Consider the following 25,260-nt stretch of genomic DNA (forward strand, 5'->3'; position numbering starts at 1 on the left):
CGAAAGCGTGGCGTAGCGATTCGCCGTTTGGCACGGTAATTGATTGTTGAAGGGCACGGCGCATGTCTCGGGGACATGAAGATCGTCGCTTTTAAATGATGAGGGCGAAGATCACTTCGTCATCGCGCGCGCGTTTGAGTTGGGATTAGAGTGATGAAAAAGATCGAGGCGATCATCAAGCCGTTCAAGCTCGACGAGGTGAAGGAAGCGCTCCACGAAGTGGGCGTGTCCGGCATCACGGTTACGGAGGCCAAGGGCTTTGGCCGTCAAAAGGGCCATACCGAACTGTATCGTGGCGCTGAATATGTCGTCGATTTCCTGCCCAAGGTGAAGCTGGAGGTGGTCGTGGACGACGCCTTGGCAGACCGCGTGGTGGAGGCGATCTCCGCCGCCGCGCAAACCGGGCGGATCGGCGATGGCAAGATATTCATCTCGGCGATCGAAGGCGCGGTTCGCATCCGCACCGGCGAGCGGGACAGCGACGCTATCTGATTCTCCACCAATTTTGATTTCGCGTCAGCTTCGTAAAGGAGCTGACGAACTGCAACATCCACTACCCCTTCGGGGGGGCAAATATGAAAGAAGGGCAAGCGCACATGGCCAACACGCCAAAAGACATCCTGAAGATGATCGAAGAGAAGGAGATCGAGTGGGTCGATCTGCGCTTCACCGATCCCAAGGGCAAGTGGCAGCACCTGACCATGGTGTCTTCGGTCCTGGGCGAAGATGAGCTGAACGAAGGCCTGATGTTCGACGGTTCGTCGATCGAAGGCTGGAAGGCGATCAACGAGTCGGACATGATCCTGAAGCCGGACCTAGACGCCGTCTATGTCGATCCCTTCAGCGCCACCCCGATGCTGATCCTGTTCTGCGACATCGTCGAGCCCGACACCGGCGAACTTTACACCCGTGACCCGCGCTCAACCGCGAAGCGCGCGGAAGCCTTCGTGAAGTCGGCTGGTTTCGGCGACACCGTCTATGTCGGCCCGGAAGCCGAATTCTTCATGTTCGACGACGTCCGCTTCAACAACGACTATAACGAGTCCTTCTACAAGATCGACGACATCGAACTGCCGACCAACACCGGCCGCGAATATGAGGGCGGCAACCTTGCTCACCGTCCGCGCGCGAAGGGCGGCTATTTCCCCGTCGCTCCGGTCGATCCGGCCACCGACATCCGCGCCGAGATGGTCACCACCATGCTCGAAATGGGTCTGCCCTGCGACAAGCACCACCATGAAGTGGCCGCTGCCCAGCACGAACTCGGCCTGACCTTCGGCACGCTGGTCCAGACCGCCGACCGCATGCAGATCTACAAGTATGTCGTGCAGATGGTCGCCCAGGCCTATGGCAAGACCGCGACGTTCATGCCCAAGCCGATCGCTCAGGATAATGGTTCGGGCATGCACACGCACATGTCCATCTGGGACGGCGGCAAGCCGCTGTTCGCGGGCGAAGGCTATGCCGGCCTGAGCGACATGTGCCTCTACTTCATCGGCGGCGTCATCAAGCACGCGAAGGCGCTGAACGCCTTCACCAACCCGACCACCAATAGCTACAAGCGTCTGGTGCCGGGCTTCGAAGCGCCGGTTCTGCTGGCCTATTCGGCGCGCAACCGCTCGGCCTCCTGCCGTATTCCGTACGGCGCGGGTTCGAAGGCAAAGCGCGTTGAGTTCCGCTTCCCCGACGCGATGGCGAACCCCTATCTCTGCTACGCAGCGCTGCTGATGGCTGGTCTGGACGGCATCGAGAACAAGATCCATCCGGGTTCCGCGATGGACAAGAACCTCTATGACCTGCCGCCGGAAGAACTGAGCCAGGTGCCGACCGTCTGCGGTTCGCTGCGTGAAGCGCTGAACAGCCTGGAAGCCGACTATGAGTTCCTGCTGAAGGGTGACGTGTTCACCAAGGACCAGATCGAAGCCTATATCGAGCTGAAGTGGCCCGAAGTGTACCGCTGGGAAATGGCTCCCTCGCCGGTCGAATTCGACATGTACTACAGCGCCTGATTTTTTCGGGTTGCCGGCAAGAAAGAAGCTCGGTCACGCAAGTGGCCGGGCTTTTTCTTTGGGTTGGGCCAACGAAATCAGAAACATTTGCGCAACCTGATAGCCATGATGAGTAAGCCTTCATTGATGATTGCCGCGCCGTCCATGTGGGATATCAACGTACCCAAAATGGAGGCAGGCCGTGACCAACATGCAACCGTCGGCGGGTATCCCCACACTTAGATCCATGGGCCTGCATCGCCATCGCTTCTTACGGCGTGCGGCTTTCGCGATCCTGCCGCGGCTCGCGTCCCGAGATATAACCATCTCTCATCATTGGGTCGACGGCGCGAAACTACGCCTCAATCTGTTTCGTCACCGCGGCTACTGGTATCATGGCCGGGGGCGCGAAAGTGGTGTGATGTCCAGCCTTGCGCGGCTCATCCAGCCCGGTGACACCGTGATCGAAGCTGGCGCCCACATCGGATATATCAGCATCTACCTGGCGAAGTTGACCGGTCGTGAGGGCAATGTCTTCGTCTTCGAGCCCAGCCGCGACAATCTCCGCTATCTGACCGCCAACGTGGCGTCATTCCCGCAGGTGGAAATCATCCCGGAAGCTGTCGGGGATACGGTAGGACAGGCGTCATTCTACGTCGAAAATCTGTCGGGCCAGAACTCGTCCCTGATCCAGGATTATGAAAATCTGGAAAGGAATAACCAGAACGCCTTTTCAAACCAGCATTACAACCAGATGCAAGTGAATGTGACCACCATCGACAGCTTCGTGGCGTCGAGGATGATCAGGCCCGACTTCCTGAAAATCGATATCGAGGGCGCGGAACTGATGGCGTTGAGCGGCATGACCGAATGCCTGGCCCGCGATCGGCCCAAGTTGATGGTGGAAGTGACCAATCAGGAAGACGCCGTGATGCAGCTGATGGCGGCAGCGGGTTACAAGGCGTTCGATAACCGCCTGAAGCCCTTCGGCCCGGATGCAGACCAAGGACCGAACCGCTTCTTCATACCCGAAGAACAGTCGGGAAGTATCCGCACCTAAACAGGCGGCGCCGGATCAGGACAGCTTCATCCAGGGATAGAGGCCCCGAAGAGCAGCACGGGCTCTCCGGCAGGGGATAGCGCGACCTCCCCTCCCACGCTCGTCACCAGGCTGCGGATCATCCACGCGGCTGCTGTGCGTGACGCGAGGCTGTCTTCCGGGAGCGTTCCTGCCAGAGCGGCGCGAAGATCGGGGTCCAGCACCAGCTTGGGACCTTCGGCACGGACCACGATTTCCGTGACGCCAGGCCGCTTTTCAGCGCCGATGTCCAGTTGGCCACCGCGCACCAGTGCGTCGCCCGCGATGAGGGCGAGGTTCAGCAACACCTTGACCGGTAGCTTGTCGAGCATGTCGTCGTCTACAAGCCAGCCGACCTTGACCCGGCCCGCCGCGAACATGCCCTCAATCGCCACGCGGGCTTCGTGCGTGGGCACCGCGTCGCCGAATCCGCCCGCCGACCCGAAGGCAAGCCGGAAGAATTTCAGCTTATTGGCCGAAGTTTTCGCGCTGTCGGCCAGAAGATCGAGGCAACGCTGGCGCATTTCCGGGTCGGTTTCATCCGCCATCAACTCCAGACCGTTGTTTAGGGCGCCGACCGGGCTCAGCAGATCATGGCACAGGCGCGAACAAAGCAAGCTGGCAAATTCGATGCTGTCGGTCGGGTTGGTCATGAAGGGTTCTGCCGCCGGAAATAACTGGAAGGAATGACAGGCTAATGCGCTGCCGGGCCAGATGATGCAACCCCGGCCTGCCGCCTTTGCCTCACATGATGTCGAGCATTGCCTCGGAAAATGTCACCTTTTCCGACCGCCCCATGCTTGCGATCCAAAGCCGCGCCTCCCCACCGCCTATGATAAGCCACAGGCTACCATCGGGGGCCGCACAGGCCGCATCCGTGGCGGATGGTTCAGGGCAACCGCCAGGGTGCGAGTGATAATGGCCCATTACGGCTGGCCCACCCGCCCTCGCGGCCTTGTGAGCGGCAAGGAGCGCCGCTGGATCAAGTTCGAAATGCCGTGCCGGATCAGGCGCGACATTTTCTGCCGGACGCGCTTGCGTGATGCAGCCGAAATGCCCCAGCAGCAACCCGCAGACTTCGTCAGCGCTGCTGGCCGCGTGAGACATGATCTGTTCCAGCAGCAATCTTGAAATGCGGACCATCATTCTTACATGCTTAACCAATGGGTTCGGGGGATTCTATCATCGAGACGACGATAGGCGAAGCGCAGCATGGCCTTCGCCTGGACAAGGCGCTTGCCGAACTGGTTCCGGAACTTTCACGCGAACGATTGAAGAGCCTGATCGTCGATGGTCAAGTGACACTCGCGGGAAGAACGCTGAGCCCGTCGGCGAAGGTAGCCGATGGTCAGACTTTTAAGATCAGCATTCCAACGCCCGCCGATGCCGAAGCGATCGCCCAGGATATTCCGCTGACCATCGTGCATGAGGATGCCCACCTGATCGTCGTCGACAAGCCAGCGGGTCTGGTGGTCCACCCGGCGGCTGGCAATCTGGACGGGACGCTGGTCAACGCACTGCTGCATCATTGTCGCGGGCAATTATCCGGCATTGGCGGTGTGGCTCGGCCCGGCATCGTCCATCGGATCGACAAGGACACGTCCGGCCTTCTGGTCGTGGCGAAGTCCGACCGGGCGCATGAAGGGCTGGCACAGCAGTTCAAGGCGCACAGCATCGACCGGCTATATGCAGCGATCGTCTACGGGCTTCCCCAACCGGCAGCTGGAACGATCGACACTTGGATCGGAAGGTCGGATACGGACCGCAAGAAAATGGCGGTCCATCGCGAAGGACGTGGCAAGCATGCTGTCACCCATTATCGTACGATCGAGCGCCTGAGCGGCGCGGCATTGGTGGAATGCAAGCTGGAAACCGGACGGACCCATCAGGTGCGCGTTCATATGGCACATCTGGGTCACCCCTTGATCGGCGACCCGGTTTACAGTAGAGAGAGAAAAGGTTTCAAAACGATACTGGAAACGATGCGTTTCAGAAGGCAGGCATTGCACGCGAAACAGCTGGGGTTCATACATCCGGTGACGGGGCAAAAACTTAGCTTTGACAGCGCACTGCCTGCCGACATGCAGGAACTGTTAAGCGAGCTCCACGTATAGGTTTTGACAAGTTTGCGACGGCGCATCGGATGCCTCTTCTGGGTCCCGCCGCGCACGAAAGGGAAAGGTGAAGCGACATGGCTGCAAAAAGCAATGTCCCCGCGGTTCCAGCGCTGGGCGGTGAAGCCAGCCTCAACCGCTATCTGTCGGAAATCCGCAAGTTTCCGCTGCTGACGCCTGAGCAGGAATATATGCTCGCCAAGCGTTACGCGGAACATCAGGATCCCGAAGCGGCGGCGCAACTGGTGACGTCCCACCTGCGCCTGGTTGCGAAGATCGCCATGGGTTATCGCGGCTATGGCCTGCCGGTCAGCGAGTTGATCAGCGAAGGCAATATCGGCCTGATGCAGGGCGTGAAGAAGTTTGAGCCGGAACGCGGTTTCCGCCTGGCCACTTACGCCATGTGGTGGATTCGCGCGTCGATCCAGGAATTCATTCTTCGCAGCTGGTCGCTGGTGAAGATGGGCACCACTGCGGCGCAAAAGAAGCTGTTCTTCAACCTTCGCCGGATGAAGAACAACATCGAAGCGTTCGAGGATGGCGACCTTCACCCCGACGACGTCAAAAAGATCGCTACCGACCTGGGCGTGACCGAGGAAGACGTGGTCTCCATGAACCGTCGCATGGCGATGGGCGGCGACACGTCGCTCAACGTGCCGATGCGCGAGGACGGCGAAGGGCAATGGCAGGATTGGCTGGCCGACACCGACCCGTTGCAAGACGAGCTGGTCGCGGATGAGCAGGAAAAGACGCTGCGTCACGATATGCTGGTCGAGGCGATGGATGATCTGAACGATCGTGAAAAGCATATCCTTGCCGAGCGGCGTCTGGCCGAAGAGCCCAAGACGCTCGAGGAACTGAGCCAGGTCTACGGCGTGTCGCGTGAGCGTGTTCGCCAGATCGAGGTGCGCGCCTTTGAAAAGCTGCAAAAGGCCATGATGCGGATTGCTGGCGACAAGCTGGGCAAGATGCGGTTGGCACTGGCCTGACGCTCATTACAATGAGTTAGGAAGCCCCGGAGTGATCCGGGGCTTTTTTTGTGGCGTTAGCAGCGACCGATTTATGGCGGATTGGCTCGGCGGTGCGTGCCAACTTGAATGCTCGACGGATCGCGCTACGAACGAGCAAATGAGTGCCACCATCGCCGCTTCGTCTCGCCGCCGCTTCCGTTGGGCCGGCTTCGTCATCCGGATATTGGGCGGCTTTGTCGCGCTCTCATTGCTGTTGGTGCTGCTCTATCGCTTCGTGCCGCCCCCCGTGACGTTGACGATGCTGGCCGATCCGAATGGCATCACCAAGGATTGGGTGGGTCTGGACGATATCGATCCGAACATGGCGCGCGCGGCCATTGCGGGCGAAGACAGCCGCTTTTGCAGTCATCATGGTTTCGACGCGGTCGCGATCGCGCAAGCCCTCCGTCACAATGTCAGTGGCGGACGGATTCGCGGCGGATCGACTATCAGCCAGCAAACCGCGAAGAACGTGTTCCTGTTTCAGGGTGGCGGTTTCATCCGCAAGGGATTTGAAGCCTGGTTTACTGTCTTGATCGAGGCGATTTGGGGCAAGCGGCGGATCATGGAGGTGTATCTGAACGTCGCGGAGACGGGGATTGGGACTTATGGCGTGCAGGCTGGTGCCATGCGCTATTTCCACCATGGGGCGGGCAAGCTGACGCGCGGGGAAGCGGCCCGTCTTGCTGCCGTGCTGCCATTGCCCAAGAAAAGGGGCGCGATTGCGCCGCAAGGCTTTACCCGGCGATATGGCAACAGCATCACAAGCCGGATCGGGGTGGTGCAGCGGGACGGTTTGGATAGTTGCGTGCGGTGAATGAGGGCGTCGTGCTTGGGTGGAAAGCAGGCGTTCCGCATAGAAACGTCAGTTCGGCGGAAGTGGGTGTCATGCCTGTCGCGCATCCTCCTAACTTCCAGCTTGCGCTCGCATTATGTAATGATTGGCGGCTAATTGATTCAAGCCGCGCCAGAAATCCGATGGTAGCTGCCTCGCATTTGGCGTGCTGATCAAATGGAACGTTGGGGGTGCGGGGCTGAATGAAGCGGGTTCGAATTTCGCGCAATGAATCATACCAGTCGATACCGATCACCATGTTTCGTGCTGATGAGGGCGCGGCGCACGAACCGCTGAAGCTCACGGCACTGGCTTTATCTGGGAGAGCAGTGGAGTTTGGTATCTAATAACGAATATGCACAATCTCACAGGCTGGAACTACACGGCGAACTGTGCCCTTTCGGATATGGCGTTCACGCCGACAAACATCGACTTCAATCTTGGGGTTTGGGCGCTCGATCCCCAAGGCGCGCGAAGGTGGTATCGACGAGGATGGAGCCTGCCACTTTCTTCTGACAATGGACCCAATTGGCTGGTGCATCCCATACACCGTGAATTGGTCGATGTAGCTGCGCTTCAGCTGTGTGCCGTACCGGACGATGAAGCATTGCGAGTTCTCTCGATCGACGGGTTCGCGACTACACCGATAAATCTTCATCGTTGGGATCGCTTTGATGTCTCGGCAGGCGATGATGCCTTCGTTCTGGGCTTTCCCTTCAACATGTCTGGCGGTCACTTTCCTATCTGGAAGAGGGCATCGATAGCAACCGAACGCGACATCGATCTAGAAGGATTGCCGAAGCTGTTGCTCGATACTGCTACACGGAAGGGGATGTCTGGTTCGCCAGTGCTTCACGTCCGGAGGGGTTTAACAAATCCCTCGGGTGCGTTTGGAGACGATTCTATAATCGGCGAGGCCACAGGTTTTCTTGGCATATATTCGGGTAGAATCGGTGAAGATCCGTTAGGCGTTCAACTTGGGATCGTTTGGAAGGCGCAGGTAATCGATGAGGTAATTGCAGGAGGCGTGAAGGGCAAATGGCATTGGGAGCAATCATGATAGCCGAAACAGAGCCCCTGCTCATCCAATAGGTCTAATGCCCATTCTAGCGACGTCAGCTTCTGGTCATAGCCGACAGTCCATTCAGCGAATAACCGAAACGGCTAGAGGGCGTCCTGTTTCGCGACCCACCAAAAAGCCCCGCTGGAGCGATCCAGCGGGGCTTTTGAACGCCTAAGAGAACGCCGCGATCAGGCGGCGTCTTCGGCGCGTTTGTCCTTTTCGCTGAAGACCCGGATAGGTTCCTTGGTTCCAGCCACGACATCCTTGTCGACGACGACTTCGCCCACGCCTTCCATCGACGGCAGATCGAACATCGTGTCGAGCAGGATCGATTCCAGGATTGACCGCAGACCGCGCGCGCCGGTCTTCCGCTCGATCGCCTTCTTGGCGATCGCCGTAAGGGCATCGTCGGTGAAGCTCAGTTCGACATTTTCCATGTCGAACAGCTTGCCATATTGCTTCACCAGCGCGTTCTTCGGTTCGACCAGAATCTTGACCAATGCGGTCACGTCGAGATCTTCCAGTGTCGCGATCACCGGCAGACGGCCGACGAACTCGGGAATCAGGCCGAATTTCAGCAAATCTTCCGGCTCAGACTGACGCAGCAGCTCGCCGGTCTTGCGCTCTTCGGGGGCCGCGACATAGGCGCCAAACCCGATCGACTTGGCTTCCAGACGGTCGCCAATGATCCGCTCCAGCCCGGCAAAGGCGCCGCCGCAGATGAACAGGATGTTGGTCGTATCGACCTGAAGGAATTCCTGCTGCGGATGTTTGCGACCGCCCTGCGGAGGAACCGAAGCAGTGGTGCCTTCCATCAGCTTCAGCAGTGCCTGCTGAACGCCCTCGCCCGATACGTCGCGAGTGATCGAGGGGTTTTCAGCCTTGCGGCTGATCTTGTCGATCTCGTCGATATAGACGATGCCGCGCTGAGCTTTTTCGACATTATAATCGGACGATTGGAGCAGCTTAAGGATGATGTTTTCCACATCCTCACCAACATAACCCGCCTCGGTCAGGGTCGTAGCATCAGCCATGGTGAAGGGCACGTCGAACGTCTTGGCCAGCGTCTGGGCAAGCAGCGTCTTGCCGCAGCCAGTGGGGCCAACGAGCAGGATGTTCGACTTGGCAAGTTCGACCTCACCCGGCTTGGTGCCGTGATTGAGGCGCTTGTAATGGTTGTGGACGGCGACCGACAGGACACGCTTCGCCCGGTTCTGGCCGATCACATAATCGTCCAGCACATCGCAGATTTCCTGCGGGGTCGGCACACCGCCATCCTTCTTGCCGACGAGACCGCCCTTGGTCTCCTCGCGGATGATGTCGTTGCACAGTTCCACGCACTCGTCGCAGATGAAGACGGTCGGCCCCGCGATCAGCTTACGCACCTCATGCTGCGACTTGCCGCAGAAGGAGCAGTAAAGCGTGCTTTTGGAATCGGAGCCTGTAAGCTTAGTCATTCGCCAATCTTTCCTCCCTGCCCCAAGCGAAAAGCCGCGACGGCGAGGGATATTCTGGTCCTAGGATCATCCTAGACCGCGTCACGCTGATTTCACAAGGGGAGAAAACGGCGCGCGCGATTAAGATCCATGTTAGCTGTCAGTCGTTTCGGGTGCGGCTGGACGGCGATCAAATACCTCGTCCACCAGCCCGAACGCCTTCGCCTCATCGGCCTCAAGGAAGGTATCGCGGTCCATCGCGCGCTCAACCTCGTCCAGCGACTTGCCGGTGTATTGCACATACAGGTCATTGAGACGGCGGCGAATCCGGAGGATTTCCTTCGCCTGGATTTCGATGTCCGAAGCCATGCCCTGGGCGCCGCCGGACGGCTGATGCACCATGATCCGTGCGTTGGAAAGCGCGATGCGCTTCCCCGGCTCACCTGCTGCCAGCAAGAAGCTGCCCATGGATGCTGCCTGGCCGATGCAGACAGTGCCGACCTGGGGCCGGATATATTTCATCGTGTCATGGATCGCCATGCCCGCGGTCACCACGCCGCCGGGGGAATTGATGTACATCCAGATGTCCTTCTTCGGATTTTCCGACTCGAGGAACAGGAGCTGAGCGACGATGAGCGAGGCCATATGATCCTCAACCTGACCGGTCACGAAGATGATCCGTTCACGCAGCAGGCGGGAGAAAATGTCAAAACTGCGTTCGCCGCGATTGGATTGTTCGATGACGATAGGAACAAGCGCGGCCATGGGATCAGACATGATATTGGTCATTTTGCTCTTTCAGGGTGATTTTTGCCCGCTCTCTACATCGGCACAAAAGCGGGCAGGTTCAAGGGGTCCTGTGATCGCCGGTCGCGAGTTCAGCGGCGCGGTTCGAAATCGGAAGGCGCACGGAATGCCAGATAAGCAAGGCGCCGCACTTCCCGGCGTCCGCGCACTACGGTGTCGAGGATCAGCCCACACATGCCCGATAGCGTGGCGAGTATCATGAGCCCCGTGACGAGGATCGCGGTCGGAAAGCGTGGCACAAGCCCGGTATCGAGATAGGTAAGGATCAACGGCGTCGCCAGAATGACGGCGGCGGCCGCCAGCAACGCGGCGATGAGGCCGAAGAAAAGGATCGGCTTCTCGATCCGGTAGAGCGTGAAGATCGTTCGCAGTATGCGCCACCCGTCGCGATAGGTCGACAGCTTGCTGACCGAACCTTCCAACCGGGCGCCATAGGCAGTCATGATTTCGGAAACCGGCATCGCCAGTTCCAGCGCATGAACGCTGATTTCCGTTTCGATCTCGAAGCCTGCGGACAGGACCGGGAAGCTCTTGACGAAACGGCGTGAAAAGACGCGATAGCCCGACAATATATCGGTGAAGCTACGGCCGAAAAGTTGCTTGAGCAGGCTGGTGAGCGCCCAATTTCCGAAGCGATGGCCACGGCGATAGGCTTCTTCCACCTCGCTCTTGCGTGCGCCAACGACCATGTCGAGATTATCTTCCAACATGGCGGCCACGAGACTGGGCGCGGCGGCGGCATCATAGGTCGCATCACCGTCGGCCATGACGTAAATGTCAGCATCCACATCGGCGAACATGCGGCGCACGACATGGCCCTTGCCCTGCTGTGTCACGCGGCGAACGATCGCGCCAGCTCCAGCGGCGAGTTCAGCGCTGCCGTCGCTGCTGTTATTATCGAAGACGTAGATGTCGGCGGCGGGCAGTGCGCGGCGGAAATCCTGCACCGTCTTCACGATCGCGCCTGCTTCATTATAGCAGGGCAGGATTACGGCAATGCGCGGACCTGCCGCCCCCTGCCCGCTTGCCACTGCCGGAAATTCCTTCATCTGCCCCAAACCTCACCCGAACTTATCGCGGCATGACGTGCCGGGATTAACATTTCGTCTGCCATGCCGAGTGCTAAATGAAAAGCGCCCGTCTTCCATCTGGAGACGGACGCTTTTCATGTTTTGGTAGTGGCCCGGCGCACATCAGCGCTCAGCCGGGCAACCCCAATCCTTATTCAGCCTTGGCAGCAGCCTTCTTGGCCGGAGCCTTCTTGGCCTTTGGCTTTTCCTCAGCGGCAGCTTCTTCAGCCACGGCCTCGTCCTTCTTGGCGGCAGCCTTCTTGGCCGGAGCCTTTTTCGCCGGAGCTTCATCGGCCGCAGGCGCGGCTTCGTCAGCGTCCGCAGCCTTCTTCTTGGGAGCAGCCTTCTTCGCCTTGGGCTTTTCGTCATGATCATGATGATCATGGCCGCAACCCGGGCCGTGCACGTGGGGCTTCAGATCGCCATCTTCTGCTTCGATCGCGGCTTCCAACTCTTCGCGGCTGACGGCGCGATCGGTGACTTCGGCCTTGCCGAACAGGAAGTCTACGACCTTGTCTTCATAAAGCGGCGCGCGGAGTTGAGCGGCGGCCATCGGGTCCTGGCGGACATATTGAACGAACCGCTCACGATCCTGTGGGCCGTACTGCTGAGCGGCCTGCATGATCAGGCGGTTCATTTCCTGATCGGAAACCGCCACGCCATTTGCCTGACCGATTTCGGACAGGAGGAGACCAAGGCGAACGCGGCGAACGGCGATCGCGCGATAGTCTTCCTTCTCGGCTTCCATTTCCTTCAGAGCAGCTTCCGGGTCCGCCTCATGGCTGGCTTCGTGCTGAAGCTGCGCCCAGATCTGTTCGAACTCGGCTTCCACCATGCTCGGCGGCACGTCGAAATCATGGGCAGCGGCAAGCTGGTCGAGCAGCTTACGCTTCATGTGCGTGCGGGTGAGGCCATTATGTTCCTGCTCGATCTGGCCCTTCAACAGCTCCTTGAGCTTGTCGAGACCTTCCAGACCCAGCGACTTGGCGAAATCATCGTCCAGCTTGGGCTTGTCGGCGTTCAGGATCGCCTTGACGGTGATGTCAAAGGTCGCTTCCTTGCCAGCGAGATGGGCCGCGCCATAATCCTCCGGGAAGGGGACGGTGATGGTCTTTTCGTCGCCCTTCTTGACGCCGGTCAGCTGCTCTTCGAAGCCGGGGATGAACTGGCCGGAGCCAATCTTGAGCTTCACATCTTCGGCCGAACCGCCTTCAAAGGCTTCGCCGTCGATCTTGCCGACGAAATCGATGGTCAGCGTGTCGCCGTCCCTCGCCTTGTGCGAAGCGGCATGCTCTTCCAGCGCGCCCTGCTGGGTCGCGATGCGGCCAGCGGCTTCATCAACCTGCGAATCAGCGACTTCGACGGTCAGACGCTCCAGCTTCAGACCTTCGATGCTGGGCGCGGCGATTTCAGGAAGCACTTCCAGCGCGACCTTCACCTCGGCGTCCTTGCCGAATTCAAAGCGTTCGTCCAGTTCCACGGAAGGCTGCATCGCCGGACGCAGCTTGTTGTCCGCGATCAGCTTCTGAATGCCTTCCTGGATCGAATTGTTAAGGGCGTCGCGCTGAAGCGATTCACCATGCATTTTCTTGACGAGGTTGGCAGGCACCTTGCCAGGGCGGAAGCCGGGCATACGAACCTGCGGTGCGATCGCCGCCACTTCCTTTTCCACGCGGGCGTCGATGTCCTTCGACGTGATGGTCACGGTGTAGGCGCGCTTCAGGCCCTCGTTCAACGTCTCGACAGTCTGCATCTCTTCTCTCAAACGCTTTCTTCAGCTGAATTCAGGTGGCGCCTGACATGATACAAGCCGGGCGCACTGGTGCGGGCGAAGGGACTCGAACCCCCACATCTTGCGATACCAGAACCTAAATCTGGCGCGTCTACCAGTTTCGCCACGCCCGCATCGGCCGCCGGTCGGCGCGGCATAGAGAAAAGCATCCGGGGAGGCAAGCAATTGTGGATAACTTGCCCGGAACTCACGCAGGGCCTCAGGCGTAACGTTTAAACAAGGAGAGAAACATGGCCACTCAGCCTGATCCGGAACCGATCGGCGTACCCCCGCCTGACACGATTCAGCCGCAGTCACCCCCGGAGTCGCCTCCCCCCTCTACCCCTGATGAAACTCCTGCGGGCGAACCGCCCGAATTCGTGCCGACGCAGCCTGATTTTGACCAGCCGGATCGGTCCATCCCGGAATTGCCGCCGGATTGAGTGTATCAGCAGCGTCTATTCTTGCAGTGGCGAGAAATTTTCTCCCTCTCCTATGCTGGACAGGCCCTTGCAAGCATGATTGAACCACGACGGATAGAAGAAAAGCGGGAGAGGCGCGGCTGACATCAAGGGGGTCATCGTGCATCGGGTTCGCGCCAAATTAGATTGGTTCAAGGCAGTTATATTACCACAGGAGGCCGCACTTCGGGGTCGGCTTCGGAGGATTTTGCCTTCCTTCCTGGAGCTTGACGACATAGTCGCCGAGGTCATGGCCCGTGCCTATGCCACGGACAATTGGAACAATGTGACGACAGGCCGCGCCTATCTGTTCACGATCGCCCGCAATCTGATCATCGACAATGCCCGCCGCGACAAGGTGGTCAGCTTCGAAACGATCGCTGACCTGGAACTGCTGCAAGCCGAAAACAGTGTCGAGGCTCAACTTCATGCTCGCGAGGCCCTGCGGCAGATCGAAGCGATCGTCGAAACGCTTCCGCCGCAATGCCGGAGGGTATTTGTCCTGCGCCGTATCCATGAAAGATCGATGATCGAAATAGCGGCAGAAATGTCCTTGTCCGTTTCTACGGTTGAAAAACATCTGGCCAAAGCCATCGCGATAGTTATGCGGGCATGGTCGGAACGTCAGGAAACGGATTTCGAACGTGCAAGCGTCGGGGCGAGGGTCAAGCAGCAGGAACGAAATCGAGGCGGAAGCTGCGCGTCTGTTGGTAAGGCTTAACACCGACCCGGCTGCTCAGGATGAAGCCGAACTTTCCGCGTGGATCGAAGCGGACCCGCAGCACGCAATAGCTTACGCAAGGGCAGAGGCCGCTTGGGAATCCGCTGAAGTGCTGAAGAGCGCGACGGCTGACAACGATTTGCCGACTATCGCGCTCATCGCTAGCGAGCCGCAGCGCCGCTTGTCGCGCAATATCATGATCACGGCTGGAGTTGCCGTAATCCTGTTTATCATCGCCGCAATCTTCTCGGTCTGTACAGTCGATGACGCCGATCATCAGGAAACGCGAATCGGAGAGCTCCGCTTTCGCTCCGCCTGACGCCGAGGCATCACTTGCGGAATCTAGGCCAGTAATTCCCGTACCAGATCAGGCACGAGATCGCTGGCCAGACCGATGCGAGTTTCCTCGAAATAGAAGCTGCCCGCCGAAGGCTCCAGATTCAACTCTAACGTCCGGGCGCCTGCATGCCGCGCCGTCTGGACAAACCCTGCGGCCGGATAGACCGCGCCGGAGGTGCCGATCGACACGAATAGGTCAGCCCGGCGCAGCGCCGCGTCGATCACATCCATCTGGTACGGCATTTCACCGAAGAACACGATGTCTGGACGCAGGCTGGCACTGCGGCACGCTCCGCACGGCGCGCCCGGAGGCAAGGGATCAGACCAGGGCACCCCCTTGCCACAAGCGGCACAGAGGGCCGATCGAAGTTCGCCGTGCATGTGTATCAGGCGGCGGGCACCTGCCCTTTCGTGAAGATCATCGACATTCTGCGTGACGATGAGCAGCTCGCCTCGCCATTGCGCGTCCAAGGCTGCCAAAGCCTGATGCGCCGCATTGGGCTCCACTTCATGCAGCTTCGCGCGCCGTTCGTCATAGAAGCGATGCACCAGTGCCGCATTGCGCTCAAGCGCCTCTGGCGTGCAGACATCCTCCACATGATGACCTTCCCACAAGCCATCAGGCCCCCGAAATGTCGCAAGGCCGCTTTCGGCAGAGATTCCCGCGCCCGTCAGAATGACGATGTCGAAGATGTCGTCCATCTTGTCATCATGTCTGCTGCTCAATCCAAAAGCTACAGCTTCCAGATGACAAGTCGGGGTCATTCTGGCATCGGACGGGCGGATTTCCGGGGACAAGCACCATCATGACGAAGATCGGACTTTTTGGAGCAGCGGGCCGCATGGGACGCACGATCGCCCAGGTCGCGATCGAAGCAGGGCTGAACGTCAGTGGCGGTACCGATCGCGAAGGCAGTGGAGAGCTTCTGCCGGGACTTGCGATCACATCCGATCCGCTGGCGCTGGCCGAACGGAGTGATGTGCTGATCGACTTTTCGGTTCCGGCTGCTCTTTCCTCCCATCTTGATGCGTGCGTGGCGGCGAGGAAGCCGGTCCTCATCGGCACCACCGGCCTCGAGCAGGTTCATCACAATCTCATCGATGAGGCGGCCCGGATGATCCCCGTGCTCCAGACGGGCAACACCTCCCTCGGCGTAAACCTGTTATCGGCGTTGGTCGAACAGGCTGCCGCCCGGCTCGGGGATGATTGGGACATCGAAATCGTCGAGATGCATCATCGGCACAAGGTTGATGCGCCGTCGGGCACCGCGCTTCTGTTGGGTGAGGCGGCGGCACGTGGCCGCGGCATCGAGCTTTCCAGCAGCAGCGAAAGGGGCCGCGACGGCATTACCGGGGCGCGGGCTCAGGGTGCGATCGGGTTCGCGGCACTGCGGGGCGGGTCGGTTGCGGGCGATCATCAGGTGATCTTCGCCACCGATGGCGAGCGCATTGAACTCAGCCATCGCGCGGAGAGCCGCGTCATATTCGCACGCGGCGCCGTAAAGGGTGCGGCCTGGCTGATCGGCCAGCCTGCCGGGCGCTATGACATGAAGGCAGTGCTCGGCCTTTGATCCTGCGATGAACAAGGCGCAGATCTTCGACTTCTTCAGCCGTCTCGCGGAAGCCAATCCGGCGCCGCGAACGGAACTGGAATATGGCAACGACTATCAGCTTCTGGTCGCGGTTGTCCTGTCTGCCCAAGCAACCGATGTCGGCGTCAACAAGGCCACGCGCGCGCTTTTCATGCAGGTGGAAACGCCCGCCGAGATGGTGGAGCTTGGCGAAGAGGGCCTGAAGCAGCACATCAAGACGATCGGCTTGTTCAATGCCAAGGCGAAGAATGTTATCGCCCTGTCCGAAATATTGGTGCGCGATTTTGGCGGCGAAGTCCCGCAGCATCGTGACATACTCACGACGCTGCCGGGGGTGGGCAGGAAAACGGCAAATGTAGTGATGAACACGGCCTTCGGGCATGAGACTTTCGCCGTCGATACCCATATTTTTCGTGTCGGCAATCGCACTGGCCTCGCGCCCGGCAAGACGCCGCTTGCGGTTGAACAGAAACTGGAGAAGCGCGTGCCCGGGCCGTTTCGGCGCGATGCGCACCACTGGCTCATCCTTCATGGCCGTTATGTGTGTAAGGCGCGGCGGCCGGAATGTTGGCGCTGCATCGTCGCCGACCTCTGTCGCTACAAGCCGAAGACCCCTGCCCCCAAAGGAGCCACGCCGATCACCTGAACGGTCGCCATTATCATGCGGTTCAGTCAAGCTGTGCTAGGGCAAAGACGGAACGCGTCATTCGATGACGTGTTACCCGTGACGACAATAAGGAGAGACAATCATGTTCGTCCCTGTTTCCCCGGCGCTTCGTCTGGGTGTCGCCGTGGCGCTCATGTCCCTGGTTGCCCCGGCAACGGCCAAGACGCGGCCCGACAATCTGGTCGCAGCTGGCAAGCCCGTTGATTGCGTCCAGATAAATTCGATCCGCCAGACCGATGTGCGCGATGATCAGACGATCGATTTTATTCTCAACGGCAATAAGGTGTACCGGAACACGCTGCCGAACAGTTGCCCAAGCCTGGGTTCCGAAAAGCGTTTCATGTATAAGACGAGCCTGTCGCAGCTCTGCTCCGTGGATATCATCACGGTTCTGTACAGTTCGCCCGATCTGATGCGCGGTGCCAGTTGCGGGCTTGGCAAGTTCCAGCCCATGAAGAAGGTCAAATAGTCGGCGCGTCGCGATTTTGGTGCTGGCGTCGGCAGTTGCCCTTTGCTAAGCGGCGCTTCGCACCAAGCGACACGCACCCATAGCTCAGCTGGATAGAGCGTTGCCCTCCGAAGGCAAAGGCCAGTGGTTCGAATCCACTTGGGTGCACCATTCTCTTCCGGTTCGCAGCACAGCCTGCTCATGATCCAGCAGGTATCGCTTGGCTTCCAACCCGCCAGCGAAGCCGGTCAGCGCCCCCGCCGATCCGATCACCCTGTGGCAGGGCGCAATGATGGAGAGCGGGTTGCGGCCGTTAGCGGCACCGACCGCGCGGGAGGCTGAGGGACGGCCGATATCCGCTGCCACCTGACCATAGCTGCGCACTTGCCCGAACGGAATGCGAAGCAGGGCCGCCCAGACCTGCTTCTGAAAATCCGTTCCCTGAAAATCGAGCGGAAGGTCGAAACGGGTGAGTTTGCCTGAAAAATAGGCGCGCAATTGCTTCGACGTTTTCTGGAGCAGTGGGTGATCCGGGGTCTTCGCCTCAGGTCTCACCCGTACGCGCACGGGATCGTCATTTTCCCATAACAGGGCAGCCAAACCCCCGCCGCTGGCGACCATGGTAAGATCGCCCACCGGCGACGGGAATATATCAAAGGCGAATGTCACGACCTATCCTTCCAACTTCGGAAAGGCTGAAGAATAATGCGCCTTCGCGATGTTCGCTTCCTGCCGCTTGCCTTCAAAAACGACGTGCCGTCAGCGAGCCTCCACCCCCTCTGGCAGCACCACAGCTGACCAGCTCTTCCCCGGAATCAGATATTTGGCGGCAAGCGCCTGAAGCTGATCGGGAGTCACTGACAGCATGTCCTTCGCCATGGTATGCATGGCCTGCACATATTGGGGGTTCTGGGTCGCGCCCTCCATCTGGTTCATCCAAAAGGCATTGCCTGTGCTCGCCCGCATCAGCAGCTGGCGCATTGGCGCGACAGCGCGCTGAAGCTCATCCTCGCTGACCGGGTTTTTGGCGAGGTCAGCCGCCGTATCCTTAACGACGCCGTAGAAATAATTGATGCGGTCGGGGCGCACCTGGCTGGTAACCAGAATGTAGCCGCCGCTTTCGTATGAAAATGGCCAGTTATTCTGCACACTCGGCGAATAGGCGGCCCCTTCCGTCGATCGGAGCCGGTCGAATAAGCGATCATTGAAGATTTGCGTGAGGATTTCGAGCTGGCGCGCTTCCTTCATGAGTCCGAAACCCCCGGAGGTTGGCCAGGCCATGACCGCCGCAGCTTGCTCCTTGTCGCCCTTGTGCCGTAGGATGACCGGCGTCGCGACATGGGCGGGGAAGCGCATCAGCTTGTTTGCGTTGGGCACCGGAACATCCGGCCGTGCGGGCATGGCTCCGAAAGTGGCTGCCACCGCCTCTATCGCCTCTTCGGGCTTCACCTGCCCAAAAATCTGCACTTCAATTGGGCCGGAAGCCAGCAGCGGTTCCCAAGTGGAGCGAAACGCCTGCGGGGTCAGCGCCTCTATCTCATTTCGTGAAGGGGTGCGAAACCGAACGTCCTTGTCATGCAACAACCAGTTGAGATCGCGTGCCAGCACAGAATCCGGCGCCCGTGCCATCGCGTCATAAGCAACGGCGGTGCCTGTCTTCACCCGCGCGATCGGCGCGGGGTCCCAGCCAGGCGCGGCCAATTTGGTCGCGAAGAGTTGCAGCTGATCCCGATAATCAGCCGGGCGAGTGACGGCCTGCATTTCGAAGGCATCATCGTCGATTGAGAAATCCATTCCCATGCGGCGGCCATTCGTCAGGTCATCCAGCTCACGCTGACCCAGCTTGCCGATGCCGCTGGCCACCAAAGCATAATTGGCGGCCCAGCCCGGTGCTGCCTTCGTAGGCGAAAATGCCAGCTGTCCATGGCCGAAGCGGACGTTGATCCGCACCTTTTCCGTTTCAGCATTATTGGCGAACAGGGTGAGTTTCACCCCGTTGGCAAAAGTTACGCTCTCCATGCCGGGCAATCCGACCTGTGCGCGCGACACCACTTTCCCGGGAGGACCGAGCTTGGGAAGGTCCGCCATCGTGATCGCCTTGTCCGCCAACCGGGCGTTGGTGGCAGCCTTCACCGGCGCGGCAAGGGCAGCGGACAGGCGGGCGTCGATCCCCGGCACCGGCTTGCCCGTGATCAGGAGGGCTCGGAACACACCGGCAGAAAACAGGCGGCGCGTGGAGTCCAGTATCTTCTGCGGCGTCATCGCCGGTTTGCCGGATCGGAATATCTCCAGCGCAGCTTGAGGGCTGACGGTTGTCTCACGGATATCGACGGCGCTTACCAGATCGCTTGCCTGCTTGGCGCCCGCTTCCGTGTCGGCATTCTCCACCTGAATGGCGAGTGCCGTGTCGATCTGGGCATATTCCCGGTCAATTTCGAGCTGGCTCGGCGCGGTCGCCTTCGCGTCTTCGATAATCGCGCGGACATCGCCCAAGGCCTTTTCCCAATTCTCGCCGGTGGGGACCAGGGTGACGAAGGTCCCGTCGGCCGATCGGCTGACATCCTGCTGATCGACGCTGGCCTGAATGAAACTGCCGCCGCTGCGGGCTGCTTGTTCGAGGCGGCGGCTGATGATCTGCAGCGCCAGCATGTCGGTCAGCTTGTCCTGATTATAGACGATGGTATCGGCATGCGGCTTCCATGGACGGAGCCAGGCCATGGTCAGGCCCGTTGGCGCGCCCGGCTCGACCGCGACGCTGGTGGCAGGCGCTTGGGCATCCGGCTCACCGAAATCCGGGAGCGCAGCCCCCTGCCCCGGCACCGACCATGATGCGAAATTATCCTTGATGATCTGCTCGGCTACAGCGGGATCGATGTCGCCCGCTATCGAGATCACTGCATTTTCCGGGCGATACCAGCGCTGATGAAACGCCCCCATCCGCGCGGCAGTGGCAGCATTGAGGCTGGCGACCGTGCCAATGGGACTGCGCTCCGCCAGAAGCTGACCAGCGAAGAAGTGGCGGCGGCTTGCGTCGGAGATGCGCATCTGTGGCCCGTCCCCTTCCCGCCGTTCGGCCAGCACTACCGCCCGCTCCGCTTCAATGGCACTGTCCACGATGTTGGGGTCGACCATCATGCCCGCGAGAATTTTCATGCTCTCGCCAAGGCTCGCCGGTGTCGCCTGAGGAAGGTCGAGCGCATAGGTGGTGCCGGTGGGCGTCGTCTGGGCGTTGCTGTCGCTGCCGAAGGTTACGCCCAGCCGCTGCCATATTCGTTTGGACTCGCCATCGGGCACATGGCGCGATCCGCGAAAGGTCAGATGCTCCATGAAGTGCGCATAGCCCTGTTCATCGGGCTGCTCCATCAGGGCGCCGACATCCATGCGCAAGCGGACGGAAACCTGTCCCGGCGGAACGCCATTGCGGCGAACGGCATAGCGAAGGCCATTGGGCAAGGTGCCGAAGTGCCATGCCGGATCGATAGGCACGTCGCTATTTTCATAGAGCCACGGCCTGACCTGCGCCTGCGTATCATTGGTAGCCGACGCCGACTTTGCCGGGGCCGGGCCAGTTCTGGCTGACAGGGAAGCAGGAATGCCCGAAAGCAGTAACGCAATGACGGACAGCGAAACGGCAGGACGCCGGAGGAAAAAGCTCATGGCGCCGTAGCCTAGAGCCAAAATTCTGAATGGCTACTGACAAAGAGCAGCCATGTTTCACGAAGGAGGGCAGGATGGCGCCACCTGGCACCATCCTGCCTGAAAATTTAACGGCCGCTGGTTTTTTGCACAGCACCCTTGTGCGCGCCTACTCCGCTCCGGTTGCGACGGAAGTTCTTCTTCGCGGGCTTTGCCTCTCCATCGGGGCGGTGAGCCCGTTCGGCCGTGCCGCGCTGTTGCTTCTGCTGGTCCTGATAGCGGCGCTGGCCATCGGCCCGGCGCGTCTTCTGTTCCGGCGTTTGCTCGCGGCCTTTACGCTGAGGCGCCGCCTTCGGGAGGTTGCGGACGGCTTCTACGAAATTGTCAGGCAAGGGCACGATCTCGAGCTTCACCTTTGCGGTGCGCTCGATCGCCTTGAGATAGGGCCGTTCATCATCAGCCACGAAGCTGATCGCGATACCTTCCGCGCCCGCCCGCGCGGTGCGGCCGATGCGATGGACATATTGTTCGGGGACATTGGGAAGCTCGAAATTGATGACGTGGCTCACGCCCGACACGTCAATGCCGCGCGCAGCGATGTCGGTGGCGACGAGCAGCTTAACATGGCCATGACGGAATGCCTGAAGGGCTGTCGTGCGCTGGCCCTGGCTCTTATTGCCATGGATCGCGACGGCCTGGATGCCCGCGCCTTCCAGGAAGCGGACGACGCGGTCGGCGCCGTGCTTGGTGCGGGTGAAGATCAGCGCGCGGTCGATCGGCTCGTTGCGAACCGTGAGAGTGAGGAGCGCCTGCTTTTCCGCCTGATTGACGAAGGTCGCCTGCTGCCGGACGCGCTCTGCCGTGGTGGACTGCGGTGCGACGCTGACCTTTACCGGATTGTTCAGGAATTGCGCGGCGAGCGCCTCGATCTCGCCGGGCATGGTGGCGGAGAAGAAGAGGTTCTGCCGTTCCTTGGGAAGCAGCTTGGCGATGCGCTTCAAGGGGTGGATGAAGCCCATGTCCATCATCTGGTCGGCTTCGTCGAGGACGAAGATTTCCGTGTCCTTGATGGTGAAGGCGCGCTGGTCGATCAGGTCGAGGAGACGGCCCGGCGTGGCGACGACGATGTCGACACCCCGGCCGAGCGCGCGGATCTGACGGTTGATGGGGACGCCGCCGAAGACGACTTCGACCGACAGCTTAAGGAAGCGGCCATAGTCGCGGAAGCTCTGCGCGATCTGGGCTGCGAGTTCGCGGGTGGGGGACAGGACCAGCATCCGGCAACCCTGAAGCGGCGTCGGCTTGGGATTGCGGGCGAAATGGTCGAGGCTGGGCAGCGCGAAGGCGGCGGTTTTGCCAGTGCCGGTCTGGGCGATGCCGCACAGGTCCTTGCCTTGAAGCAGGACGGGAATCGCCTGCGTCTGGATGGGCGTGGGATTGGCGTAATTCTTGGCGGCGAGCGCCTTCAGGATGGGCTCGGCGAGACCAAGGTCGGTGAATTGCATGAATGAACTCTCGAATTAAAAAGGCTCAGGCGCCATAGGTTGCGAATCGCAACTGGACGCAAAGCGGGTTGCGAAACGACCCGCGTGAATAGGGAAGCCTCAAAAGCTTGGCGCAGACTTTCATTGGCCGGCCCCGTCACCCCTCAAGGGTCGGGACGATCACGCTGCCAATCGCTGATGGGCCATGAAGGCCGCCCGCTGCGTTGCGCCGCATATGCTTTCATTCATGCAAAAAAGCAAGGGCTTCGCCGAAACGAAGCCCTTAGGAAGATTTCAGAGCGACACTTCCACATGTTTGCCGCGCATTTCGTCGCGCACGTCGCCGCCGAACAATTGCTTGAAGACGCCGCCCAGCGACATGTCCGCGCGCCAGATTTCCGCATGGCCGAGGTCAAAGCGGAGCATGAGCAGATTGGGGTCCTGCCGCCCGCCGGGATACCAGGCCGCGACTTCGTGGGTCCAGTAGCGGTCGATCACCGCCGGGTCGGTTTCCTCCACAAGAGTGCCGTCGATGCAGGCGAATAGATAATGGCCCTTCCCCGCAAACTGCGCCATGGCCGGGCCGCCCTTCGCCAGACGATTGTCCCGGGTGGTGTAGAACCAGAAGCAATGGTTGGCACCGGGGTCGAGCTGCGCCGTCATCGGCAGACTATGTTCGTGCGATCCCTGCAAACCGATCATCAGAAAAGGGCTCTGCGACAATTCGGTCCAGAAACGGTGGCGGATATCGGATTCGGTGCTCATCCCTCTGTCTCCTGCTCATGCTGATATGCATTTAATCGCCAGCATCTGGCGAAGTTCCCCAAAAGCCCGTCAGGAAGCTTGATCTTGAGCAAGCTTCTCTCCACATAGCGGCCATGCTGATTGAGACCGAACCAACGCCAAATCCGGCAACCGTCAAGTTCATCCCCGGCCGGGTCGTCATGGGCATGGGCACGCGCGATTTCGCGACGCCCGAGGAAGCGGAAGCCTCTCCGCTCGCCGACGCCCTTTTTGGCCTTGGCGACGTGACCGGCGTGTTTTTCGGCGGCGACTTCATTTCCGTCACCATAGCGCCGGGCGCTCAGTGGAGCGATGTGAAGCCCGATATCCTTTCGATCCTGCTGGAGCATTTTTCGGCGAACATGCCGCTGTTCACCCCCGGATCGGCGGGCGAAATCTTCATCCCCGAAGAGGAAGAGCAGTTCACCGATGATCCCGCCGACGCGGAGATCGTCGCGCAGATCCGCGACCTGATCGACACACGCGTTCGCCCCGCCGTCGCCAATGACGGCGGCGACATCGTTTATCGCGGCTTTGATCGCGGGACGGTCTATCTGCGGATGCAGGGCGCCTGTTCCGGTTGCCCGTCCTCAAGCGCCACGTTGAAGAACGGGATTGAGCAACTGCTCAAACATTATGTCCCGGAAGTGACGGAAGTGCGCGCCGTCTGAAATAGCCGCGGCGGCGTTTGGCAAAACGATCGCGATCGACTAACCGCTTGCCTTAGGCCGCCCGCTTCCACGCCGGTTTTCACAGGGGATTTTCTTGCGCACTCTCGTCATCGACACCGCTACGCAGGCGCTGTCCGTGGCGCTGATGGAGGACGGCAAGGCAATAGGCCATTTCCATGAGATAGTCGGCCGGGGCCATGCCGAAGCGCTGGTGCCCGCGATAGCCGCCCTGCCCGACGGCGGCCGGGCGAACGCAATTGCGGTGGACCTTGGCCCCGGAAGCTTCACTGGCGTACGCATCGGCATAGCGGCGGCTAGAGCGCTTGCCCTCGCATGGTCGCTGCCCATACAGGGTTATTGCGCGCTGTCGCTGATCGCGGCCAAGGCGGCCCAAGGTCAGGATCAGCATCAGGATGGCGGGCCGATCGCGGTCACCATTACGGGGGGGCATGGCGAACTGTTCTGGCAATGTTTTGAAGCCGATGGCCTGACCGCCATCACCCAGCCCGCGTCCACCCCGATCGCGACGCTTGCCACGATGCTGGAGCAGCCGGTGATATATGGCACGGGCGCCGAAGCATTGGTGACCGCGCGTGGCCATGGAACGGCCGTCAGCCTTTATCCCAACTCCGCCGATTATCCTTTGATCGCGGCGCTACCATCGCTTCCGCCCTCCCCCATTTACTGCCGCGATGCCGACGCGCAGCCCATGATGCAGCCTACCCCGCAGCAGGGCCGTTCATGACCCCCGGCCTGACGCTGGACATATATGAGGATGGCGAGCGCAACGCGCTGGCCGACGCAATGGATGTCATGGCGGAGGCATTCGACCCCGCTTATGGCGAGGCATGGACGCTGCCACAGCTTTCCGGCGTCATGATGATGCCGGGCACCTGGCTGACAATCGCGCGGGTGGATGCGGCGGCGATGGGTTTCGCGCTGGTCCGGTCGGTGCTGGACGAATGCGAACTGCTGCTGCTGGCCGTCCATCCGGCGTGGCGCGGACGGGGCATTGGCCGGGAACTGTTGGTCGATAGTTTGAAGACGGCGCGACGGCGAGGCATCAAGTCGATGAATCTCGAAGTCCGTTCGTCAAATACAGCGATCAAACTATATGAAAAAGCAGGGTTCGAATATGTGCATAGGCGTCCCGGTTACTACCGGGGTGCCGACGGACAACTTCACGATGCCCTGAGTTTTCGTATAGAAATGCTGGGATAGACTGGATCGCCCTTGCTAATCGGCGTATCCGGGTATAACGCCGACATACCGCTCCTGAAACGAAT

The 25,260-nt window shown here is 60.1% G+C and carries 26 protein-coding genes, 2 tRNA genes and 2 pseudogenes; 18 read left to right on the forward strand and 12 right to left on the reverse strand.

The window, feature by feature from the left end; translation table 11 throughout:
• Window positions 1-153 precede the first annotated feature (153 nt).
• The 3 genes from ACZ5TH_RS05685 to ACZ5TH_RS05695 all read left to right on the forward strand — a co-directional run bounded on the left by ACZ5TH_RS05685 (window position 154) and on the right by ACZ5TH_RS05695 (window position 3,048).
• Window positions 154-492 carry a P-II family nitrogen regulator gene (locus ACZ5TH_RS05685; protein WP_196225956.1) on the forward strand — a complete coding sequence of 113 codons (339 nt, stop codon included), beginning with the start codon at window positions 154-156 and terminating at the stop codon, window positions 490-492.
• Window positions 493-596: 104 nt separating this feature from the next.
• The gene (gene glnA / locus ACZ5TH_RS05690) at window positions 597-2,009 is read left to right on the forward strand and encodes a type I glutamate--ammonia ligase (RefSeq protein WP_464795068.1); all 1,413 of its coding nucleotides are present in this window, start codon (window positions 597-599) and stop codon (window positions 2,007-2,009) included.
• Window positions 2,010-2,235: 226 nt separating this feature from the next.
• The gene (locus tag ACZ5TH_RS05695; RefSeq protein WP_464794918.1) at window positions 2,236-3,048 is read left to right on the forward strand and encodes an FkbM family methyltransferase; all 813 of its coding nucleotides are present in this window, start codon (window positions 2,236-2,238) and stop codon (window positions 3,046-3,048) included.
• Between the two features lie 26 nt (window positions 3,049-3,074).
• Here ACZ5TH_RS05695 and ACZ5TH_RS05700 read toward each other — a convergent pair whose 3' ends face one another.
• Both ACZ5TH_RS05700 and ACZ5TH_RS05705 read right to left on the reverse strand, forming a co-directional pair.
• Complete coding sequence (locus ACZ5TH_RS05700) at window positions 3,075-3,719, reverse strand: histidine phosphotransferase family protein (protein WP_464794919.1); 645 nt, start codon at window positions 3,717-3,719, stop codon at window positions 3,075-3,077.
• A gap of 91 nt (window positions 3,720-3,810) precedes the next feature.
• Window positions 3,811-4,212: a M67 family metallopeptidase gene (locus tag ACZ5TH_RS05705; RefSeq protein ID WP_464794920.1), complete on the reverse strand. Its 402-nt coding sequence runs from the start codon at window positions 4,210-4,212 to the stop codon at window positions 3,811-3,813.
• A 17-nt stretch (window positions 4,213-4,229) separates the two neighbouring features.
• Here ACZ5TH_RS05705 and ACZ5TH_RS05710 point away from each other — a divergent pair, with 17 nt between their 5' ends.
• The 4 genes from ACZ5TH_RS05710 to ACZ5TH_RS05725 all read left to right on the forward strand — a co-directional run bounded on the left by ACZ5TH_RS05710 (window position 4,230) and on the right by ACZ5TH_RS05725 (window position 8,085).
• Window positions 4,230-5,180, forward strand: coding sequence for an RluA family pseudouridine synthase (locus ACZ5TH_RS05710; RefSeq protein ID WP_464794921.1), 951 nt, complete (start codon window positions 4,230-4,232; stop codon window positions 5,178-5,180).
• Window positions 5,181-5,257: 77 nt separating this feature from the next.
• A complete protein-coding gene (rpoH, locus tag ACZ5TH_RS05715) occupies window positions 5,258-6,169 on the forward strand; it encodes an RNA polymerase sigma factor RpoH (RefSeq protein WP_464794922.1) in 912 nt (303 codons plus the stop codon).
• A gap of 139 nt (window positions 6,170-6,308) precedes the next feature.
• The gene (mtgA, locus tag ACZ5TH_RS05720) at window positions 6,309-7,007 is read left to right on the forward strand and encodes a monofunctional biosynthetic peptidoglycan transglycosylase (RefSeq protein WP_464794923.1); all 699 of its coding nucleotides are present in this window, start codon (window positions 6,309-6,311) and stop codon (window positions 7,005-7,007) included.
• A gap of 373 nt (window positions 7,008-7,380) precedes the next feature.
• On the forward strand, window positions 7,381-8,085 hold the full coding sequence (locus ACZ5TH_RS05725; protein WP_464794924.1) for a hypothetical protein: 705 nt from the start codon (window positions 7,381-7,383) through the stop codon (window positions 8,083-8,085).
• Window positions 8,086-8,276: 191 nt separating this feature from the next.
• Here ACZ5TH_RS05725 and clpX read toward each other — a convergent pair whose 3' ends face one another.
• From clpX to ACZ5TH_RS05750, 5 genes are all read right to left on the reverse strand, one after another.
• Complete coding sequence (clpX, locus tag ACZ5TH_RS05730; protein WP_464794925.1) at window positions 8,277-9,545, reverse strand: ATP-dependent Clp protease ATP-binding subunit ClpX; 1,269 nt, start codon at window positions 9,543-9,545, stop codon at window positions 8,277-8,279.
• Between the two features lie 132 nt (window positions 9,546-9,677).
• Entirely contained in the window at window positions 9,678-10,313 is a 636-nt protein-coding gene (gene clpP, locus ACZ5TH_RS05735; protein WP_449473060.1) for an ATP-dependent Clp endopeptidase proteolytic subunit ClpP, read from the reverse strand.
• 89 nt (window positions 10,314-10,402) lie between these two features.
• Window positions 10,403-11,380 (reverse strand): glycosyltransferase family 2 protein, encoded by a 978-nt coding sequence (locus ACZ5TH_RS05740; RefSeq protein WP_464794926.1) that lies wholly within the window; start codon window positions 11,378-11,380, stop codon window positions 10,403-10,405.
• Between the two features lie 172 nt (window positions 11,381-11,552).
• Window positions 11,553-13,154, reverse strand: coding sequence for a trigger factor (gene tig / locus ACZ5TH_RS05745; RefSeq protein ID WP_464794927.1), 1,602 nt, complete (start codon window positions 13,152-13,154; stop codon window positions 11,553-11,555).
• A 67-nt stretch (window positions 13,155-13,221) separates the two neighbouring features.
• A tRNA-Leu gene (locus ACZ5TH_RS05750) sits at window positions 13,222-13,306 on the reverse strand.
• A 117-nt stretch (window positions 13,307-13,423) separates the two neighbouring features.
• Between ACZ5TH_RS05750 and ACZ5TH_RS05755 the strand changes: the two genes are divergently transcribed.
• From ACZ5TH_RS05755 to ACZ5TH_RS05770, 4 genes and pseudogenes are all read left to right on the forward strand, one after another.
• A complete protein-coding gene (locus ACZ5TH_RS05755) occupies window positions 13,424-13,615 on the forward strand; it encodes a hypothetical protein (RefSeq protein ID WP_460985963.1) in 192 nt (63 codons plus the stop codon).
• A gap of 139 nt (window positions 13,616-13,754) precedes the next feature.
• Window positions 13,755-14,354, forward strand: coding sequence for a sigma-70 family RNA polymerase sigma factor (locus tag ACZ5TH_RS05760; RefSeq protein ID WP_464794928.1), 600 nt, complete (start codon window positions 13,755-13,757; stop codon window positions 14,352-14,354).
• A pseudogene (locus ACZ5TH_RS05765) lies at window positions 14,341-14,388 on the forward strand (hypothetical protein); the annotation flags it as partial. The gene ACZ5TH_RS05760 and the pseudogene ACZ5TH_RS05765, both read left to right, overlap by 14 nt.
• Window positions 14,389-14,463: 75 nt before the next feature.
• Window positions 14,464-14,673: a hypothetical protein gene (locus ACZ5TH_RS05770; protein ID WP_464795123.1), complete on the forward strand. Its 210-nt coding sequence runs from the start codon at window positions 14,464-14,466 to the stop codon at window positions 14,671-14,673.
• A 23-nt stretch (window positions 14,674-14,696) separates the two neighbouring features.
• Here the strand turns inward: ACZ5TH_RS05770 and ACZ5TH_RS05775 are convergent, their stop codons facing one another.
• A complete protein-coding gene (locus ACZ5TH_RS05775) occupies window positions 14,697-15,395 on the reverse strand; it encodes an NAD-dependent deacylase (protein ID WP_464794929.1) in 699 nt (232 codons plus the stop codon).
• Window positions 15,396-15,499: 104 nt separating this feature from the next.
• Between ACZ5TH_RS05775 and dapB the strand changes: the two genes are divergently transcribed.
• The 4 genes from dapB to ACZ5TH_RS05795 all read left to right on the forward strand — a co-directional run bounded on the left by dapB (window position 15,500) and on the right by ACZ5TH_RS05795 (window position 17,571).
• Window positions 15,500-16,264, forward strand: coding sequence for a 4-hydroxy-tetrahydrodipicolinate reductase (gene dapB / locus ACZ5TH_RS05780; RefSeq protein ID WP_464794930.1), 765 nt, complete (start codon window positions 15,500-15,502; stop codon window positions 16,262-16,264).
• A gap of 7 nt (window positions 16,265-16,271) precedes the next feature.
• Complete coding sequence (gene nth / locus ACZ5TH_RS05785) at window positions 16,272-16,931, forward strand: endonuclease III (protein ID WP_464794931.1); 660 nt, start codon at window positions 16,272-16,274, stop codon at window positions 16,929-16,931.
• A gap of 103 nt (window positions 16,932-17,034) precedes the next feature.
• Window positions 17,035-17,421, forward strand: a complete 387-nt coding sequence (locus ACZ5TH_RS05790) for a hypothetical protein (RefSeq protein ID WP_464794932.1) — start codon at window positions 17,035-17,037, stop codon at window positions 17,419-17,421.
• Between the two features lie 73 nt (window positions 17,422-17,494).
• Window positions 17,495-17,571, forward strand: a tRNA-Arg gene (locus tag ACZ5TH_RS05795).
• Between the two features lie 21 nt (window positions 17,572-17,592).
• Here ACZ5TH_RS05795 and ACZ5TH_RS05800 read toward each other — a convergent pair.
• From ACZ5TH_RS05800 to ACZ5TH_RS05815, 4 genes and pseudogenes are all read right to left on the reverse strand, one after another.
• Window positions 17,593-18,069: pseudogene (locus ACZ5TH_RS05800) on the reverse strand (methylated-DNA--[protein]-cysteine S-methyltransferase); the annotation flags it as partial.
• Window positions 18,070-18,159: 90 nt separating this feature from the next.
• The gene (locus ACZ5TH_RS05805) at window positions 18,160-21,057 is read right to left on the reverse strand and encodes a M16 family metallopeptidase (protein ID WP_464794933.1); all 2,898 of its coding nucleotides are present in this window, start codon (window positions 21,055-21,057) and stop codon (window positions 18,160-18,162) included.
• Window positions 21,058-21,164: 107 nt separating this feature from the next.
• Window positions 21,165-22,541: a DEAD/DEAH box helicase gene (locus ACZ5TH_RS05810; protein ID WP_449473079.1), complete on the reverse strand. Its 1,377-nt coding sequence runs from the start codon at window positions 22,539-22,541 to the stop codon at window positions 21,165-21,167.
• A 273-nt stretch (window positions 22,542-22,814) separates the two neighbouring features.
• Window positions 22,815-23,285, reverse strand: coding sequence for a pyridoxamine 5'-phosphate oxidase family protein (locus ACZ5TH_RS05815; RefSeq protein ID WP_449473081.1), 471 nt, complete (start codon window positions 23,283-23,285; stop codon window positions 22,815-22,817).
• Between the two features lie 113 nt (window positions 23,286-23,398).
• Here ACZ5TH_RS05815 and ACZ5TH_RS05820 point away from each other — a divergent pair, with 113 nt between their 5' ends.
• From ACZ5TH_RS05820 to rimI, 3 genes are all read left to right on the forward strand, one after another.
• Window positions 23,399-23,974, forward strand: coding sequence for a NifU family protein (locus ACZ5TH_RS05820; RefSeq protein ID WP_460985972.1), 576 nt, complete (start codon window positions 23,399-23,401; stop codon window positions 23,972-23,974).
• A 94-nt stretch (window positions 23,975-24,068) separates the two neighbouring features.
• Window positions 24,069-24,719, forward strand: a complete 651-nt coding sequence (tsaB, locus tag ACZ5TH_RS05825; RefSeq protein WP_464794934.1) for a tRNA (adenosine(37)-N6)-threonylcarbamoyltransferase complex dimerization subunit type 1 TsaB — start codon at window positions 24,069-24,071, stop codon at window positions 24,717-24,719.
• Window positions 24,716-25,195 carry a ribosomal protein S18-alanine N-acetyltransferase gene (gene rimI / locus ACZ5TH_RS05830; protein WP_449473086.1) on the forward strand — a complete coding sequence of 160 codons (480 nt, stop codon included), beginning with the start codon at window positions 24,716-24,718 and terminating at the stop codon, window positions 25,193-25,195. The genes tsaB and rimI overlap by 4 nt, the downstream gene beginning before the upstream one ends.
• The last annotated feature ends 65 nt before the right edge of the window (window positions 25,196-25,260 follow it).

The sequence above is a fragment of the Sphingobium sp. TomTYG73 genome (assembly GCF_055394245.1).

Bases quoted from the DNA above. Each gene is read 5' to 3' on its own strand.
- ACZ5TH_RS05685 (WP_196225956.1), top strand. From the start codon at position 154: ATGAAAAAGATCGAGGCGATCATCAAGCCGTTCAAGCTCGACGAGGTG.
- glnA (WP_464795068.1), top strand. From the start codon at position 597: ATGGCCAACACGCCAAAAGACATCCTGAAGATGATCGAAGAGAAGGAG.
- ACZ5TH_RS05695 (WP_464794918.1), top strand. From the start codon at position 2,236: ATGGGCCTGCATCGCCATCGCTTCTTACGGCGTGCGGCTTTCGCGATC.
- ACZ5TH_RS05700 (WP_464794919.1), bottom strand. From the start codon at position 3,719: ATGACCAACCCGACCGACAGCATCGAATTTGCCAGCTTGCTTTGTTCG.
- ACZ5TH_RS05705 (WP_464794920.1), bottom strand. From the start codon at position 4,212: ATGATGGTCCGCATTTCAAGATTGCTGCTGGAACAGATCATGTCTCAC.
- ACZ5TH_RS05710 (WP_464794921.1), top strand. From the start codon at position 4,230: ATGGGTTCGGGGGATTCTATCATCGAGACGACGATAGGCGAAGCGCAG.
- rpoH (WP_464794922.1), top strand. From the start codon at position 5,258: ATGGCTGCAAAAAGCAATGTCCCCGCGGTTCCAGCGCTGGGCGGTGAA.
- mtgA (WP_464794923.1), top strand. From the start codon at position 6,309: ATGAGTGCCACCATCGCCGCTTCGTCTCGCCGCCGCTTCCGTTGGGCC.
- ACZ5TH_RS05725 (WP_464794924.1), top strand. From the start codon at position 7,381: ATGCACAATCTCACAGGCTGGAACTACACGGCGAACTGTGCCCTTTCG.
- clpX (WP_464794925.1), bottom strand. From the start codon at position 9,545: ATGACTAAGCTTACAGGCTCCGATTCCAAAAGCACGCTTTACTGCTCC.
- clpP (WP_449473060.1), bottom strand. From the start codon at position 10,313: ATGACCAATATCATGTCTGATCCCATGGCCGCGCTTGTTCCTATCGTC.
- ACZ5TH_RS05740 (WP_464794926.1), bottom strand. From the start codon at position 11,380: ATGAAGGAATTTCCGGCAGTGGCAAGCGGGCAGGGGGCGGCAGGTCCG.
- tig (WP_464794927.1), bottom strand. From the start codon at position 13,154: ATGCAGACTGTCGAGACGTTGAACGAGGGCCTGAAGCGCGCCTACACC.
- ACZ5TH_RS05755 (WP_460985963.1), top strand. From the start codon at position 13,424: ATGGCCACTCAGCCTGATCCGGAACCGATCGGCGTACCCCCGCCTGAC.
- ACZ5TH_RS05775 (WP_464794929.1), bottom strand. From the start codon at position 15,395: ATGGACGACATCTTCGACATCGTCATTCTGACGGGCGCGGGAATCTCT.
- dapB (WP_464794930.1), top strand. From the start codon at position 15,500: ATGACGAAGATCGGACTTTTTGGAGCAGCGGGCCGCATGGGACGCACG.
- nth (WP_464794931.1), top strand. From the start codon at position 16,272: ATGAACAAGGCGCAGATCTTCGACTTCTTCAGCCGTCTCGCGGAAGCC.
- ACZ5TH_RS05790 (WP_464794932.1), top strand. From the start codon at position 17,035: ATGTTCGTCCCTGTTTCCCCGGCGCTTCGTCTGGGTGTCGCCGTGGCG.
- ACZ5TH_RS05805 (WP_464794933.1), bottom strand. From the start codon at position 21,057: ATGAGCTTTTTCCTCCGGCGTCCTGCCGTTTCGCTGTCCGTCATTGCG.
- ACZ5TH_RS05810 (WP_449473079.1), bottom strand. From the start codon at position 22,541: ATGCAATTCACCGACCTTGGTCTCGCCGAGCCCATCCTGAAGGCGCTC.
- ACZ5TH_RS05815 (WP_449473081.1), bottom strand. From the start codon at position 23,285: ATGAGCACCGAATCCGATATCCGCCACCGTTTCTGGACCGAATTGTCG.
- ACZ5TH_RS05820 (WP_460985972.1), top strand. From the start codon at position 23,399: ATGCTGATTGAGACCGAACCAACGCCAAATCCGGCAACCGTCAAGTTC.
- rimI (WP_449473086.1), top strand. From the start codon at position 24,716: ATGACCCCCGGCCTGACGCTGGACATATATGAGGATGGCGAGCGCAAC.